This window comes from Mycobacterium farcinogenes (genome assembly GCF_019739075.1).
GTDB lineage: Bacteria > Actinomycetota > Actinomycetes > Mycobacteriales > Mycobacteriaceae > Mycobacterium > Mycobacterium senegalense.
Genome location: NZ_CP081673.1, coordinates 456384 through 472098, shown reverse-complemented (window position 1 = coordinate 472098; position 15715 = coordinate 456384). Strand labels below are relative to the sequence as shown.

Genomic DNA, 15715 nt, shown 5'->3' with positions numbered 1-15715 from the left:
CTCCTCCACTTGAGCCCAGGGACAGACGAACCGACTCGACCGCACTGACTGACTCGAATCTATCCCCTGGCCGCATCGCGCAGAATCTGTTGCAGCCGGTCCAGCGGGTCACCTGACGCGGGGTCGAGCCGGTTGGGCGGTCGCGTCGGTGCTGTGCCGGCCGGCCCCGGCGGCGGCGCCTGCGCCGGCGGTGGCGGGGGTGGCGCGTTGGGCGGGACGGCGGCGCCGGCTGCGGAGATCTTGCGGTTCAAGCGTGCCTGCGCGTCGTTGCGGACGTGGCGCCGATCCACGTCGGGGTCGGCGTTGCCGGCAAAGCACCCGTCGGGGGCCCGGTCCACCACCTCTCGTGCGGCCAGGTAGTAGCCCAGGGCGCTGCGGTGGTCGGAGGCCGCGGCCGCCCGGTCACCCCGTGTCTCTCGTACCAGCTCCAGATTGACCCTGGCCGAGCATGATTCAGCCGCACTCGAACGGGCCGCCGCCTCAGCGAAGTTCCGGTCGGCGTCGGCCAGCCGGTCCTGAAGAACGGCCAGAGCGCCTGCCGCGAAAGATGCCTTGGCGGGGTCGACGACATTGAACCGCTCAAGCTGCGCGACCTCTTCGGCCAAAGCCCCGGCGTCACGGTCGGCGAAGCCGGCGGCTGCCGAGTTGCCGGCCGCCACGACCGAGAACAGCTTGACGATCACGACGACGATCACCAGCGCCACCGGCGCCGAGTACACCAGCAGTCGACGGCGCACCGGGCTCATGATCCCGGCCCCATGTCGATGGGCTGGTTGCGACGGAACTCGCGCAGCACCAGATAAAGCTCCACCACGATGAGCAGGGCGGCCACCGCGGCAAAAACCCAGTACAGCTCGACGGTGGTGGTTACCGGTTCGGCCGCGGCTTCCTGTGCCCGGTCCTGGCCGGCGGGAAGAACCTCGGCCAGCGGCGCCGGATCGTCGCGCGGCACGAACGGCACGCCGATCTGGCCGGCGACCCCACGAAGCGCCTGCGCCCCGCCGCTGCCGTATCCCAGCACCGCGCCCCCGTCGACCGCATCTTCGGGGAGCTGGAATTCGCGTTGCGGTGCTTGCGATTCCGGGGCTCCGGCACCGAGATAGAACACCAGGTTCTGGGCACGGGGAAACTGCTGCATCGCACTGATCAACTGGTAACGCAGGACGCTGGCGGCCGCACCGACGTTGGCGTCCGGAGAATCTCCGGTCGCAGCCGCGGCGTTCATCGCGGCCGCTACCGGGCGCAGGCTCCAGGTGTCGGCCGACAACGGCCAGTCCACAGCCGGCCGGTCGGTGAAGGAGATCAGGGCGACGCGCGCCTGTGGATAGCGTTCGATCAACGCCGCGATGTCGTCGCGGGCGGCGGCGATCGGTGACCCCGTCATATCCGGTGAACGGTCCAGCAATACAAAGACGTTGGGATCACGATCGCCGGCCGGCCGGGGCACCGCGTCACGTGCACTTCCGGCGACCGGGCCGAGGGCGGCCACGAGCAGCAACAACCCGGCCGTGGTGAGGGCCGACCAGCGCCACACCGCGGGCCAGCCGCCGCCCTGCGTCCGGACTCGCCGGAAGGTCAACCCGCGAGCCACGAGCAACGCCGCCGCGAGCACTGCGACCAGCAGCGGCGGCAGGACCGGTTCCAGCCTCATGGCCGCATCACCACCGGCCACCACCACAGCACCACCATCGCCAGCAGCGCGAGCAACACCGGGATCCCCGGGGTTTCGGCAGATCGGACGTCCGCGGACTCGCCGGTGGACCCGGCCTGGGGCGGGTGGTCCCGGATCTCGGCGAGATGTGCTCCCACATCGGCCGAATCGGAAAACCACAGGCCGCCCGTGCTGCGGGCCAGGTCGGCCGCAGCGCCGTCGCCGGAACCGGGCGTGATCGCGTTGACCTGAACACCGGCCGTTACCGCCAAATCGTGGAGTCGATCCGTGCTGAACAGCGGGGTCGCTTCACCGGGACGCGGCAACGATTCGGGGCCGACGTAGATGATCGACCGCCGCTGCGCCGACGGTTCCGAGAAGGACGGGAAACCGGTCAGACACATGGCCAGCACGTCCTCGACGTTGACTGCGTAATCGACGTATGACACCGGTGCCACGAAGGGTCGCGACCCCTCCCGCTGTCCGAATGCGGCGAATTGTGCTGCGGCGTATTGATAGTCCCGGGTGAGTGGGATGACACGCCGGTTCGCCGAGGAGAGGCCGATCCGTTCGGTGCCGAAGGAGCCGACCCGCTCGGCGAAGTACCGCAGCGTGGCGCTGACCGCGGGATCGGTCAGTGGGCCGCCGACGCACACCATGATGTCCTCGGGGGTTGCGACCTCGGTGGCGCGACCCCACGACGGCAGGCCGGTCGGGCGCGCCGCGACCAGAGCCGACGCCACGAAAGCGACCACCAGCATCGCGATCGCGACGACGGCCGACACGGTTCGCCGGCGCGCCGTCCGAACGTATGCGGGCAGCCGGGTCAGCCGCCGGGTGTTGGCCAGGGGTATGAATTGGTCCCGGTCGACCGACGGCTTCGGCAACAGGGCCAGGCCCACGCACCCGGCAAGCGCCAGGCAACCAACCATCGCCACCGCCCACCAGATCAGGTCCATCCGCGGATCAACTCCTCCGCTGTGACGCTGGCGGTGCCGGCGTCGAGCGTCGAACGGTGGTTGAACTGAATATCGGTGATCTCGGCGAGGATCGGCGCGGCGGGTGCGGCGGCGCTGTCGGCGATCGCGTCGACCTGCATGTACTGCGCCGGTACTCCCGTCGCGGCATGCAGGAATTCGCGTAGCTCGACACTGAGCGCGGCACCGGCGCCCGCTGCGGTGAGATCGCCTGACCGGTAACGGTTTCCGATGTTGCGAACCGCGCGGGCCGCCCGGCGGCGCAGCAATTCGGACCGCGCGGCGCCGAGGACCGGCAGCTCACGGACCGGGCGTCGCCGCGAGGTCAGCACAAAGACGCCCGCGTACCACGCACCCAACAGCAGGGTCAGGCCGATCGCGGTCCACAGCCACACCGAGGAGTAGGGCGTGGGGCCGATCACGTACTGCAACAGGTCATCCGGCACGGGCGTACACCCCGGTCATCGCGGTCAGCGCCGCCCTGATCCGCATACTGCCGGTGACCCGGGCATGCGGGACCCGGTGCAGGGTGAGGAACTCGGAAAGTTCTTCGCGCCGTTGCGCTTCGGCGCGCCGGTAGTCCTCGATGACGCTGTGGTCCAGGCCGGTCAGGATGGTCCGGCCGTCAGACACCTCGTAGCTGCGACCGTCACCCCGTTGCGCGCTGACCGCCGGCATGTCGCTGACCAGGGCCCACAGCACATCGTGGCGGGCGGTCAACGACCCCAGCACCTCGGCCAACCGGTCGCTGAGCTCCGGCTCGTCGGACACCACGAAGATCAGCAGCCGGTGTCGGTAATGGCGGGCCACCCACTCGAGCTGAACCAGGATGTCGCTGGGACCGGGATGGTCGGTGGCGTGGTGGTGGAACCGGTGCAGCAGGCTCTCGATGTGCGTCTCGCCTCGGCGCAGCCGAATATCCACGTTGCCACGGTGGTCACCGAGCACCATGGCGATCTCGTCGGATCGGGGTAGCGTCATCAACCCGATCGCGCCGATCAAGTGCAGGGCCACCGTCCTTTTCAGTTCTCCTGACGGCGCCTGCGCGCAGGTGTTGCGTCCGGCATCGGCGACCACCAGCACCTTGTGGTGCTTCTCTGAGACGAACCGTTTGATCAGGGTGTGACCGGAACGTGCGGTGGCCTTCCAGTCGATGTCGCGCACGTCGTCACCCGGCACATAGGGCCGCAGCTCGTCGAATTCCAGGCTGCGGGTGTGGATCAGCGCGTAACGTCCGCCTTCGAGCAACCCCCCGATGTCGCGTCCGGCATACGCCTTGGCGGAGTCCAGGTATCTGCCCATCACGGCCTCACGGCACCTGGACCGCGCGCAGTACCTCATCGACGACCACGTCGGGAGTGATTCGCGCGGTGGCGGCTTCGAAGCCCAGGATCAGCCGGTGCCGCAACACCCGGTGGGCCAGTCGGGCGATGTCGTCGGGCACCACGTGGTCGCGGCCGCGCAGCACTGCCAGGGCGCGAGCCGTGCGGCAGAACGCCAAAGTGGCTCGGGGGCTGGCCCCGTATTCGATCACCCGAGCCAGGTTGGCCGGCAGATGGTGGTCCGGGACCCGGGTGACGGCCACCAGCCGGCTGGCGTACTCGACCAGAGCCCGGTCCAGATACACCCTGCGCACGATGTCCTGCACGCGGCGCACGTCGTCGATGGTGACGACGGGCGCCGCCCGGTGGTTGCGGTCGTAGAGGCCGGCGTCCATCCGGGCAGCGATCTCGACCTCGTCCTCGATCGAGGGATAGCCCACGATTTCCTTGAGCATGAAGCGGTCGGTCTGCGCCTCCGACAGCGGGTAGGTGCCTTCCTGGTCGACCGGGTTTTGGGTGGCGATGACGAGAAATGGTTCCGGGATGGGATATTCGACGCCGGCGATCGTGGTCTGGCGTTCCTCCATCGCCTCGAGCATGGCGCTCTGGGTCTTGGCGCTGGAGCGGTTGATCTCGTCGAGCAGCACGATGTTGGCGTGCACCGGGCCCAGTTGGGTGACGAAGGAGTTGCCGGCCGCTTCGTAGATCTGGGTGCCGATGATGTCGCTGGGCAACAAGTCGGGCGTGCACTGGATGCGGCGGAAGCTACCGTCGATGGACTCGGCCACCACCCGGGCCGCCGTGGTCTTGGCCAGTCCGGGCACGCTCTCCAAGAGCAGGTGCCCGCCTGCCAGCAACGCCACCAACATCGATTCCCGCAGGTGTTCCTGCCCGACGACACGGGTGGCGAAGGCCGAGGTCACCGCCCCGACGATGCGCTGGGCTTCGGCGGCGTCGCGCTGGTCAGCCTGCAATCGCGGTGCGGTCATGGATCCTCTCCGGTCGGTCGTCCCCCTTCCCCAGACCCAGTCGATGTACCCAGACTTTGCCGATGTCATGCGCGCCGCAGCGGTCGCGGCGTTTCAACCTCGGTGGCACGGGTAGTTGGTTTGCCATGGGTTATCGACGCCATGAAGTCACCGGCACAGCCGCGCTCGCGACATTGACCGACCTCGGGTTCTCCTCGATCGCCAGCGGGGTGCTGGCCCGACGTCGCCCGATGGTTCGGCTGCTGGAACGGACTCAGGCCGACAGTCGCGCCGTCAAGCGGATACACCAGCTGCGCCGCCGATTCGGCCGAGGCCCCGTGGAGGTGGTGATCCCGGGCCGTCGGATCATCGTCCTGCTCGACCCCGCGGACGTCGGACGGGTGCTGGACGAGGCCCCGGTTCCGTTTCATCCCGCCAATCTCGAGAAACGCAAGGCACTGCAGTGGTTTCAACCGCACGGTGTGCTGATCTCCCAGGGCTCCATCCGCGAACCGCGGCGGGCGTTCAACGAGGCGGTGCTGGACACGGCCGCGCAGATGCACCGCCTGGCGGGCTCATTCGTCGAGGTGATCGCCGAGGAGTCCGGCAAGCTCGTCGACGAAGCCGCCGAGCACGGCCGTCTGGATTCCTCGATGTACATGAAGAGTTGGTGGCGCATGGTTCGGCGCCTGACCCTGGGTGACCGGGCCCGAGACGACGAGTCGGTCACCGACGATTTGATGCACCTGCGCAAGGCCGGAAACTGGTCGTTCCTGTCGTTGCCGCACTACCGCAGGCGGGCGCGGTTCCTCGACCAGCTCTACCGGTACGCCGAGGACCCCCAGCCTGGGACGTTGGTCGACGCGGTGGCCGCGACACCGGCCCGCGGTGCCGTCGATCCCGTCGGCCAGATGCCGCAGTGGCTGTTCGCATTCGACGCGGCCGGCCAGGCTGCGATACGGGCGTTGGCCCTGCTGGCCGGCCATCCGGACGCGTTGGCGCGTGCCCTCGACGAAGCCGCCGACCCAGGGCAGCCCGCACTGCGGCCCTATCTGCGGGCAACCGTCCTGGAGTCGGTGCGGCTGTGGCCGACCACTCCGGCGATCCTGCGCGACACCACCTCTGACACCACCTGGGGCGAGGGTGCCGATCGGTTCACCATCGCCAAGGGCGCGGGCCTGATGATCGTGGTGCCGGCCTTCCACCGCGACGAAGCGTTGTTGCCGTACGCCCACCAATTCGTTCCGGACATCTGGCTGGACGGCCGGGCCCAACAGCAGCCTCAGCTGGCGCCGTTCTCCGCCGGCCCCGCCGAATGCCCGGGCCGCAACCTGGTGCTGCTGGCCACCAGCACCATGCTGGCGAACCTGTTGCACGCCTTGGACCTTCGGCTGACGTCTACGCCGCGCGTGGAAGCCGACCAGCCGCTACCCATGACGCTCAACCAGCTCACCCTCGACTTCACCGCCCGGCGCCGGGCCGCTGCTCAGTCGTGGACCGCGACAGCCCGGTGACGACCTCGGAGAGGACTTCCGATGGAAAACAAGGACCTGCCGACCCCCGAAACCGGGTTGTTGTTGACCCACTTCCTCACCGTCGCGGACGTGGCCCGATCGCGGGCCTTCTACAGCGACGTGCTCGGCGGTGAGGTGGTGATGGCCGAGGACCCGTGCATCGTCAAGCTCGCCAACGGCTGGCTGATCATGAACCCCGGCGGCGGCCCCACGCCCGACAAACCGGACGTGACACTGCACCCGCCGACCGATCCGCACACCGCGACCAGCTTTCTGAACATCCGGGTGGCCGACATCGACGCGTGTTACCGCGAATGGAGAGCCAAGGGAGCCGAGTTCCTGACCCCGCCCATCGACCGAAAGGCCGAAGTGCGTTGCTACATGCGGGATCCGGACGGCTACCTCATCGAGGTGGGGCAAATGACGGGGCTACTGAGCGGTGTTCACGCCGGTACCGGCGCGACGACCTGAGGGGCCGCCGCGGCCACCAGAACCAGCGGCCGAGCAACACGGCGATGGGCGGCACCACGAACGTCCGCACCACCAGGGTGTCGATCATCAAGCCGATCCCGATCGTCGAACCCACCTGGGCGATCGTCACCACACTGGCGCCCAGCATGGCGAACATGGTCAGCCCGAACACGATTCCCGCGATGGTGACGACGCTGCCGGTCCCGGCGAAGGCGCGGATGGTCGCGGTCCGCACTCCGGCGGCGGCCTCGTCACGCAACCGCATGGCCAACAGCAGGTTGTAATCGGCGCCGACGGCGACCAAGGCGATGAACGCCAGCGCCGGTACCGCCCAATGCAGCGGTTGGCCGAGCACCAACTGCCAGATGGCGACGCTGGCGCCCAACGCCGATGCGTAGGAGACCGTGACGGTGGCCAGTACCACGATCCCGGCGACGGGGCTGCGCAGCATCCCGGCCACGATCACGAAGATGAGCACGAGCGTGGCGAGGACGAGCAGGGTGAAATCGTGCTGCACGTAGTCGATGAGTTCGGCGGTGGCGGTGCCCACCCCGGTGAGGTCGACGACGCCGCCGGCCGCCAGCGGAGTGTCCTTGAGTGCCTCGGCCGCCGCGACGCGGATCTCGTCAGAGCGGTCCGCGCCGTCCTGGCCCCAGGACTCGCCGTCGCCGTAGACCAGCAGCCGGGTGGCATGGCCGTCCGGGGAGAACATCATGTCCATCACCCGCCGATACTCGGGATCGTCGAAAGTTCTTGGCGGCAGGTAGAACCCGCCCTCCGGACTGCCGGCGAAGTCGGAGCTGAGCTGGGACAGGTAGCCGGTCATCTGCCGCATCTGCGGGCCGACCGTGTCCAGGCTGGAGCGCAGGGTCGAGGTGAGGCCGCGCAGCTGGGACAGTGCCCCGCGCATGGTCACCACTGCATCTGCCGTGCCGTCGAGTGAGTTGGTGGCGCTGGTGGCGCCGTCTCTGAGCGCGCCTGCTCCGCCGGCCAGGGTGCCGGTCGCGCTGACCGCATCGTCGAGCGGCTTGACGATTTTCTGCACGGCGGCGCAGATGGGATTGGCCGCACAGTCGGGGTTGCCGTTGACGAACTGGCGCAGCGGATCGGCATATCCGGAGACCTCCCGCAGGTTGCCCTGTAGTCCGGACATCCCCGCCCCGATGTCCTGGGACCCGGCCCCCACCCGGTTCAGTCCGTCGACGGCACCGGCCAAACCACGTTGCATACCGTCGAGCGCGGTGTCGAGTCGACCGATGGTGGCCGTCACGGTGTCGACAGAGGACATGCCGTCGAGCGCGGATTGTGCTGTGCCGTCGAGCTGTTCGCCGATCTGGCCGGCCTGATAGGCCAGCGTGCCCTGGCGCACCGGGGTTCCGGCGGGCCGGCTGGCCGACTGCACCGTACGTACCCCGCGCACCTCCAGCACCTTTCGGGTGACCCGTTCGATGGTGATCAGCCCGGCCGGGGTCCGCAGATCGCGGTCGGCCTGGATCGACACGATCTCGGGCAACAGCCGGTTGTCCGGGAAGCGGCCGTGCATCGCTTGGTAGCCGCGGCTGGAATCGGTGGTGGCCGGCTGCGCGGACAGCTCCGCGAAACTGATCTTGGCGCCGAGCAGTGGGACCGTGCAGACGATGAGAACGGCTGCGGCAGTCACCAGCACCGGCCCCGGCCACCGGGCGACGGCGGTGCCGATCCTGCGCCACCGATGGTTGATCCGTGCGACTCTGGGCTCGGCCCTCCCGCGCCGGCTGAACCAGCCGATCATGGCCGGGGTCAAGGTCAGCGCCCCGAGCATGGCTGCGAGAATGCCTATCCCACTGGGTATCCCGGCGCTGCGCAGAAAGCTCACCTTGGCGAAGGTGAGGCAGAACAGGGCCGTGGCGATGGTGGCGGACGACCCGGCGATGACCGGCGCGACCCGGCGATAAGCGTCGGCCAGCGCCTCCGGTGCCGCCAGGCCGGCGCGCCGGTTCTCGTGGTAGCGGCCCAGGAGGAAGATGCCGTAGTCGGTCCCGGCGCCCAGCACCATCGCCGACATCAATGCCACTGAGAACACCGACACCTCGATCACTCCGTGTTCACCCAGCAGGGCGACCACGGGGCGCGCGACCGCCAGCGACAGCCCCACCGATGCCAGCGGTACGGCTGCGGTGATCGGCGACCGGTAGACGAACAACAGCAGCGCGGCGATCATCCCCACGGTCAGCACCGTGATCCGCGCCAATTGCGCGTCCAGAGCGGCGAATTCATCGACCAGGCTGGCGCCCGGCCCGGTGACGTGGGTGCGCAGGCCCTCCGGCGGGTCGGTCAGATCGACTGCCCCGCGCAGGGCAGCGACGGCCTCGGTGGCAGTGCTGCTGCCGAGTTGGCCGGACAGCCGCGCCATCAGGTAGGCCGCCTTGTGGTCTCGGCTCTCGAACACTGCGGCGGCAGCCGGGTCGTCCCACAGGTCCATCACCGACTCGACGCCGGGAGTCTGCGTGCGGAGCCGCTCGGCCAGGGCGCGGTAGTAGGCCCGGTCGGGCTCCCCCAGTGTCCGATCAGCTTCGAGGACCACGTAGGCGATGTTGTTGCTGTCGGAATCCCCGAACAGCTTTCCCATCCGTTGCGCTGCCTGCGTGGCTCCCGAATCGGTCGGGAAGAACGCCCGGGACTGCTCCTTCACGACGTGTTCGAGCTGAGGCACCGCGACGTTGCCGACGCCGGCCAACAGCACCCACACCGCCATGACCAGCAGTGCGTATCTACTTGCCGCCCGCGCGATCGTCCCCAACATCGCTCCCCGCCCCGTCCATAACAATGTTATTGGCAGGTATAACATTGTTATGGCAGCATGTCCAGGACGATGTCCACCATGGGAATTCGCGACAGCCTGATCGAGGAAAGCCTGCAAGTTCTCGAGGAGAGCGGGCCTGAGGCACTCAACGCGCGCATGCTGGCCAAGCGGATCGGCGCCTCCACGATGGCGGTCTACACCCACTTCGACGGCATGCCCGGCCTGTACGAGGCCCTGGTCCGGGAGTCCTTCGTCCGCTTCGGCGAGCACCTGCGCCGCCGCCCCGACACCGACGATCCGGTGGCCGACCTGCTCGCCTCCGGGCTGGCCTACCGCGAGTACGCGCTGACCTATCCGCAGCGCTACCGGCTGATGTTCGGCATCACCTCGCCGTCCATCGCACTGCCCATAGGCCGGGACGTCACGGTGGACGGCAATCCGGCGGAGCTCTCCGAGATCAACTCGGTATACGCCCAGATCCCGGCCTTCGTGCAGCGCTGCATGGACATCGGAGCCATCGCCGAGGGCGATCCGGTGGCCGTGGCCGCCCAGATCTGGACCATGATGCACGGCTATGTACTGGCCGAGATCATCGGCGTCTTCGGCACCGACGGCGCCGGTGTCTCACGGGTACTCGCCCCGCACGTCACCAACCTCCTGGTCGGCCTCGGCGGTGACCGCGATCGGATCCAGCAGTCTTTTCAGCGACTGAAGCCGCCCGAGCCGCCGCCGCGCCCGGTATCGCCCGTAGCCGCCACGGTCCGCCGTGGCCGCCGGACCCGCAGCCCTTAGCCGGCGGCGCGCTTCACGAGTTCGTCCATCGCCGCGGGATCGTCGGCATCCACGACGGGAAAACCGGCGCCCGGCTCGCCCACCCAATGCAGCTCGATGCCCGGGTTGTGCACGTCGGACCCGTCGGGCAGGAAGAAGTGCGGACTGCCCTGCACCTCATCGCGGTGATCGCGATAGCCCCGCATCATCTCCGCCCTGGCCGTCCCCTGCTCAAGGTCGCGGCGCAAGGCGCCGGCATCGACACCCGAGCACCGCTGCGCCACACCGATGATCTCGTGCAATAAGGAGACCGGCCTGCTGTCGGTGAAGAACGCGTGCCGCAACGCCATGTCGAGCCGCTCTGCCGCCGGCAGAGATTGTCGCTTGGCCGCATGCACCGCCTCGTTGGTGAGCAACGAGGTGATGGGCCAGGTCGAGGCGTCGCCCTGCCAGGGCTTCCAGCCGAACTCGGGCGCCAGTGCGCCCACCACCGGAATCTCGCTGTCGAGGTAGCGCTTCGGGATCGGAAACTCGTTGACGTCCTCGAGCAGGAACAACTGGTGGTCCACCCGCACCGCATCGGTCAGGCCGGCCTTCTCCCGCGCCGCGTAGAAGCGGTGCAGCGCCACGGTCGACCACCCGCACACCACGTCGGTGAATACCACGACAGTTCCCGGCTGCACATCTATCTTCATGACGGCCGGGTTCCCACCGTGCGGGCCGCGATACGCCTACGGCCTGAGGATGATTTTGACGGCACCGTCCTTCTTCTTCTGGAAGATGTCGTAGCCGTGCGGAGCCTCGTCGAGCGGCAGCACGTGGGTCGCGAAACCGTCGACGCCCAACGGATCGTCGTCGCCGAGCAGCGGCAGGATGTCGCCCACCCACTTCTTGACGTTGGCCTGTCCCATCCGCAGCTGCACCTGCTTGTCGAACAAGGTGAGCATCGGCAGTGGATCGGCCATGCCCCCGTAGACACCGATCAGAGAAATGGTGCCGCCGCGGCGCACCGTGTCGATCGCGGTGTAAAAAGCGTCCAGCCGATCGACCCCGGCCGTCTGCATCAGCGGTTTGGCGATGGCATCGGGCATCAACGCGGTCATCTTCTGCAGCGTGGAGGCCACCGGTGAGCCATGCGCCTCCATGCCGACCGCGTCGATCACCGAATCCGTGCCGCGGCCGTCCGTCATCGACCGCACCGCGTCGCCCACCGATTCGTCCAGTGAGCTCAGGTCGATGGTGGTGATGCCACGCTGCTCGGCGCGGGCCAACCGCTCGGCGACCCGGTCCACCGCGATCACGCGATAACCGAGATGCGCTGCGATGCGGGCTGCCATGTCGCCGATCGGCCCGAGCCCGAGAACCGTCACCGAGCCGCCGTCGGGAATCTCGGCATACGCGACCGCCTGCCAGGCGGTGGGCAGCACGTCCGAGAGGTAGACGAACCGCGAATCCGGTGGCCCCTCAGGCACTTTGATGTGCGTGAACTGGGCCTGGGGCACCCGCAGGTACTCGGCTTGGCCGCCGGGCACCTGACCGTAGAGCTCCGAGTAGCCGAACAGTGCCGCGCCCATGCCCTGGTCTCGGACCTGGGTTGTCTCGCATTGGGTGTAGAGCTGCTCATCGCACATGAAGCAGTGCCCGCACGAGATCTGGAAGGGAATGACCACCCGCTCGCCCACCGACAGGCTGCCGACAGCGGAACCCACCTCTCGGACGATGCCCATCGGCTCATGGCCCAGGATGTCGCCGGGATGCATGAAGGCACCGAGCACCTCGTAGAGATGTAGGTCTGAGCCGCAGATGTTGGTCGAGGTGACCTCGATGATCGCGTCGGTGGGCTCTTGAATCTCGGGGTCGGGCACGGTGTCGACCCGCACGTCTCGCCGGCCGTGCCAGGTAACGGCTTTCAAGTTCTGCTCCCATCGCTCGCGGTGTCGCACGTGGGGCTACCCCGCCAGGGCTGCACCAAACCGGGTCGCTGTGGTGACAATGGTGGGGTGGCACAGAGCTGGGCAGGCTTCGACGGATTCGTCGGACTCCTCGATTACCCGATGTTCGTCGTGACGGCGCGAGGCGAAGACGGGCCGGCGGGCTGCCTGGTCGGCTTCACCACGCAGGCCAGCATCGACCCGCCCCGGTTCCTGGTCGGCATCTCGAAGGCGAACCACACTTTCGGTGTCGCCGAATCGGCCACGCATCTGGGGGTGCATCTGCTGGCCCGCGACGATCTCGAGTTGGCCCGATGGTTCGGCGGGCAGACGGGTGACGAGGTCGACAAGTTCGCCGGGTGCGAGTGGCATCCGGGCACCGCCGAGACACCGATCCTCGATGCCGCCCCCGCCTGGTTCGTGGGCGTCGTCCTCGACCGGTTCGACCTCGGCGACCACGTCGGATTTCTGCTCGATCCGGTCGACGGCCAGGCCCCCGACGAACCACAGTCGTGGATCCAACTCACCGACGTGGCCGATCTGGAGCCTGGCCACGACGCCTGAGTCACTTCCAGGCGAAGACCGGCTGCTCGAGTTCGTCGACCGGATCGGTGCGGCCTTCCAGGGCCAGCCAGCGCAACTGCAGCAAGACCGCGCCCGTCGGCGCGTGGATCAGGTCGTTGCCCAGCGGAATCTGCACGACCGGGCGCGGGCTCTCCGGAATCGTGATGAACCGCGGCGAATCCTCGCGCTGCAGTTGGTGCAGCCCCACCCGGTAGGCCGCGACCACCTCGTCGGGCGACGGTCTCAGCTCCAGCCGTCCGCCGCCCCAGATCACCACCGGGGTGATGACATAGCCGGAACGGGTCGGATAGTCGTCGAGCAGGCCCAGCACCGCCGAGTCGGGCAGGTTCACCCCGACCTCTTCGTCCAGTTCCCGCAACGCCGCGTCGACCGCGGTTTCCCCCGGGTCCAGCCGGCCACCGGGCAGCGCCCACTGCGCGGCATGCGACGACAATCGAGAAGCCCTGCGGCACAACAGGAAAGCGGCACCACCGGACACGTCGACCATACGGCCGTCGAGGCCGGGTTCCGGCATCGGCCGGCCACCGATCCACTCATCGACAGGGGCCGGGTCCACCCGGTCCTCACCCAGCTCGGAATCGACCAGTACCACCGCAACGGCTGCGTGCCGCTTCGTCGGGTCGGTCACCGCGCGGCGCTGATACCCCGACAGATGTGCACCGATACGCGTGCGCAGGGCTTCGTCATAGGCGATCGTCACCGCTCGACCATATGCGGAGCCCGCTCAGTGGTCCGGCTTGCGGGTCTGCTGGTAGAGCGCCAGCTTCCAGACACCGTCGACCCGGTGGTAGACGCTGGACATGGCGCCGACGAACGCGGGCTCCTGTCCGTCGCGGTAGGCCGTGCCCGTGTAGACCAGGACGGCGTTGTCGTCGTCGAGCACGATCACGTGCACGCCGCTGAGCTCGTAGGCGCGCCACGGCGGTGATTCGGCCAACGCGGCCACGACGGTGTTGCGGTCCATCACCATGCCGTTGGCCAGCACCATGACGGCGTCGGGCAACATCAGGCCGCCGTAGAAATCCGCGCCGGTCGACTCGCACAACGAATCCCACCCGGCACGCTCGATGTGCAGGAGTTCGTCGAGAACTGAGCTGGTCACCGCAAGGTGATACCCGTTACCCGAACCTGGTATGCCTGGGCATCACTGTGAAAACAGTGGTAGAAGTGATTCGTGGGTGTCCGTAAGGTATCGGCCCTCGCGGGCGTCGCAGCGGTGACTGCGGCCGCCGCCGTGGGCACGATCGTGACGCCCGTCTCGATACCTTCCGCCTCGGCCGCACCGGACTGTCCCGACATCGAGGTCGTCTTCGCCCGGGGCACCGACGAGCCCGCGGGCATCGGCAATGTCGGCAAGGCGTTCGTGGACACGCTGCGCCCGATGGTCAAAGGCTCGACGGTCGGCACATACGCCGTGCAGTACCCCGCGTCGTGGGACTTCATGAAGGCTGCGGCCGGAGCCACCGACATGAGCAAACGCGTCCAGGCCACCGCGGCGCGCTGCCCCAAGACCAAGATCGTGATGGGCGGCTACTCGCAAGGCGCTGCCGTCGTCGACGTCGTCGCCACCTCACCCGTTGCCGGTCTCGGCTACAGCGCGCCCCTGCCCGCCGCCGTCGTCCCACGCGTCGCCTCGGTTGTGGTGTTCGGCAACCCGTCGGCGCGCCTCGGGCAACCGCTCACCCGGATGAGCCCGGACTTCGGCGCCAGAACGGCCGACCTGTGCAACACCAACGACCCGATCTGTTCGCTCGGCCGAGACTGGAACGCCCACATCAGCTATCCGAAATCGGGCCTGATCAAACTTGCGGCGCAATGGGTTACGCGTCACGTCCAGCCGGCTCCAGCGCCCGCTGCTCGACGCTGAGCACCGGATAGAGCCGGTGCGTCCCGGGTAGCCCCTTGAGTTCCACTTCTCGTGGCGCACCCAGCACGATGTCGTCGAGATGCCTGACCGCCTCGCCGACCGGTTCGCTGACCAGGATCTCGCCGCCGTCGGCCTGACCCGCGACCCGGGCCGCCATCGCGACGTCAAGCCCGAACAGGTCGTCGCCGCGGCGCACCGACGTGCCCATGTGCACCCCGATCCGCACCCGGATCGCCTGCCACCGCTGCGGGTTCTCCGCGAGCGCGCACTGCACGTCGGTGGCGAACCGCACCGCGTTCTCCGGGTCGGCGAACGCGATCATGAATCCGTCACCCTGGGTTTTGACGACGTGGCCGCCATGTTTGTCGACGCGCCCCTGAACCAGCTTGTTGTGTTTCTCCAGCAACTTCACCCAGGCCCGGTCACCCATCGAGGCGTTGTATTCGGTCGAGCCCTCGATGTCGGAGAACACGATGACGACCCGCCCGTCCGCGGTCAGCCGGGCCAGATCCGGACGCTCCACCTGCGCCCACCCGGCCAGGTCCTCGATCGAGTTGCGAACCGTCGCGCCCAGGCCCTTGTTGATCAGCATGTCCGCGGTCTGGAAGACCGTCTTGATCGCCAAAGGCGCCACCCCGCGCCGACGCCTGCGCCGGCGGTCCTCGTCCTCGAGCTTCATGCGCTCGATCTCGCGGCGAGCCCTGGTCAACTGCCGCCGGCTCACGATGAACAGCACCAGGAACGTGACGAACGCCGCGAACAACACGACGACCACCACCAACAGGACGGCTTCGAGCGTGGTCGGCATCGGCACCCGCTGATTATCGCCGGATGTCACATTCCGTCGATTCGCGGTGTCTTGAGGGGGTACGCACC

17 protein-coding genes are annotated in these 15715 nt (G+C 68.3%); 5 read left to right on the top strand and 12 right to left on the bottom strand.

The window, feature by feature from the left end; all coding sequences use genetic code 11:
* Window positions 1-59 precede the first annotated feature (59 nt).
* From K6L26_RS02010 to K6L26_RS01985, 6 genes are read right to left on the bottom strand one after another with little or no spacing between them, the layout of a single operon-like run.
* Complete coding sequence (locus tag K6L26_RS02010) at window positions 60-746, bottom strand: hypothetical protein (RefSeq protein ID WP_047037045.1); 687 nt, start codon at window positions 744-746, stop codon at window positions 60-62.
* On the bottom strand, window positions 743-1651 hold the full coding sequence (locus K6L26_RS02005) for a VWA domain-containing protein (protein WP_064895015.1): 909 nt from the start codon (window positions 1649-1651) through the stop codon (window positions 743-745). The genes K6L26_RS02010 and K6L26_RS02005 overlap by 4 nt, the downstream gene beginning before the upstream one ends.
* Window positions 1648-2610, bottom strand: a complete 963-nt coding sequence (locus K6L26_RS02000; RefSeq protein WP_019347452.1) for a hypothetical protein — start codon at window positions 2608-2610, stop codon at window positions 1648-1650. Before K6L26_RS02000 ends, K6L26_RS02005 begins: the two co-directional genes overlap by 4 nt.
* Window positions 2601-3074, bottom strand: a complete 474-nt coding sequence (locus K6L26_RS01995; protein ID WP_019347453.1) for a hypothetical protein — start codon at window positions 3072-3074, stop codon at window positions 2601-2603. Before K6L26_RS01995 ends, K6L26_RS02000 begins: the two co-directional genes overlap by 10 nt.
* Window positions 3064-3930 (bottom strand): DUF58 domain-containing protein, encoded by an 867-nt coding sequence (locus K6L26_RS01990; protein WP_036392580.1) that lies wholly within the window; start codon window positions 3928-3930, stop codon window positions 3064-3066. Before K6L26_RS01990 ends, K6L26_RS01995 begins: the two co-directional genes overlap by 11 nt.
* A 7-nt stretch (window positions 3931-3937) precedes the next feature.
* Entirely contained in the window at window positions 3938-4939 is a 1002-nt protein-coding gene (locus tag K6L26_RS01985) for an AAA family ATPase (protein WP_064895013.1), read from the bottom strand.
* A 125-nt stretch (window positions 4940-5064) separates the two neighbouring features.
* On the opposite strand from K6L26_RS01985, the gene K6L26_RS01980 reads away from it, so the two are divergent.
* The gene (locus K6L26_RS01980) at window positions 5065-6432 is read left to right on the top strand and encodes a cytochrome P450 (RefSeq protein WP_064895011.1); all 1368 of its coding nucleotides are present in this window, start codon (window positions 5065-5067) and stop codon (window positions 6430-6432) included.
* Window positions 6433-6453: 21 nt separating this feature from the next.
* On the top strand, window positions 6454-6903 hold the full coding sequence (locus K6L26_RS01975) for a VOC family protein (protein ID WP_064895009.1): 450 nt from the start codon (window positions 6454-6456) through the stop codon (window positions 6901-6903).
* Here the strand turns inward: K6L26_RS01975 and K6L26_RS01970 are convergent.
* Window positions 6836-9685 carry an MMPL/RND family transporter gene (locus K6L26_RS01970; protein ID WP_064895007.1) on the bottom strand — a complete coding sequence of 950 codons (2850 nt, stop codon included), beginning with the start codon at window positions 9683-9685 and terminating at the stop codon, window positions 6836-6838. The genes K6L26_RS01975 and K6L26_RS01970 overlap by 68 nt on opposite strands.
* A gap of 57 nt (window positions 9686-9742) precedes the next feature.
* Here K6L26_RS01970 and K6L26_RS01965 point away from each other — a divergent pair, with 57 nt between their 5' ends.
* Window positions 9743-10477 carry a TetR/AcrR family transcriptional regulator gene (locus K6L26_RS01965; RefSeq protein ID WP_047037051.1) on the top strand — a complete coding sequence of 245 codons (735 nt, stop codon included), beginning with the start codon at window positions 9743-9745 and terminating at the stop codon, window positions 10475-10477.
* Here the strand turns inward: K6L26_RS01965 and K6L26_RS01960 are convergent.
* Window positions 10474-11151: a DsbA family oxidoreductase gene (locus K6L26_RS01960; protein WP_174551556.1), complete on the bottom strand. Its 678-nt coding sequence runs from the start codon at window positions 11149-11151 to the stop codon at window positions 10474-10476. The two genes, K6L26_RS01965 and K6L26_RS01960, sit on opposite strands and share 4 nt — an antisense overlap.
* Before the next feature lie 36 nt (window positions 11152-11187).
* Entirely contained in the window at window positions 11188-12369 is a 1182-nt protein-coding gene (locus K6L26_RS01955; RefSeq protein WP_036390779.1) for a zinc-dependent alcohol dehydrogenase, read from the bottom strand.
* 141 nt (window positions 12370-12510) lie between these two features.
* Between K6L26_RS01955 and K6L26_RS01950 the strand changes: the two genes are divergently transcribed.
* On the top strand, window positions 12511-12951 hold the full coding sequence (locus tag K6L26_RS01950; protein WP_064895048.1) for a flavin reductase family protein: 441 nt from the start codon (window positions 12511-12513) through the stop codon (window positions 12949-12951).
* A gap of 1 nt (window position 12952) precedes the next feature.
* On the opposite strand, the gene K6L26_RS01945 is transcribed toward K6L26_RS01950, so the two are convergent.
* Both K6L26_RS01945 and K6L26_RS01940 read right to left on the bottom strand, forming a co-directional pair.
* Complete coding sequence (locus K6L26_RS01945; RefSeq protein ID WP_064895005.1) at window positions 12953-13672, bottom strand: NUDIX hydrolase; 720 nt, start codon at window positions 13670-13672, stop codon at window positions 12953-12955.
* A gap of 24 nt (window positions 13673-13696) precedes the next feature.
* The gene (locus K6L26_RS01940; protein ID WP_019347464.1) at window positions 13697-14074 is read right to left on the bottom strand and encodes a nuclear transport factor 2 family protein; all 378 of its coding nucleotides are present in this window, start codon (window positions 14072-14074) and stop codon (window positions 13697-13699) included.
* A gap of 72 nt (window positions 14075-14146) precedes the next feature.
* Between K6L26_RS01940 and K6L26_RS01935 the strand changes: the two genes are divergently transcribed.
* Window positions 14147-14839 carry a cutinase family protein gene (locus K6L26_RS01935; protein ID WP_036390772.1) on the top strand — a complete coding sequence of 231 codons (693 nt, stop codon included), beginning with the start codon at window positions 14147-14149 and terminating at the stop codon, window positions 14837-14839.
* Here the strand turns inward: K6L26_RS01935 and K6L26_RS01930 are convergent.
* Window positions 14793-15647 carry an adenylate/guanylate cyclase domain-containing protein gene (locus K6L26_RS01930; RefSeq protein ID WP_043370125.1) on the bottom strand — a complete coding sequence of 285 codons (855 nt, stop codon included), beginning with the start codon at window positions 15645-15647 and terminating at the stop codon, window positions 14793-14795. The genes K6L26_RS01935 and K6L26_RS01930 overlap by 47 nt on opposite strands.
* Window positions 15648-15715: the final 68 nt, after the last annotated feature.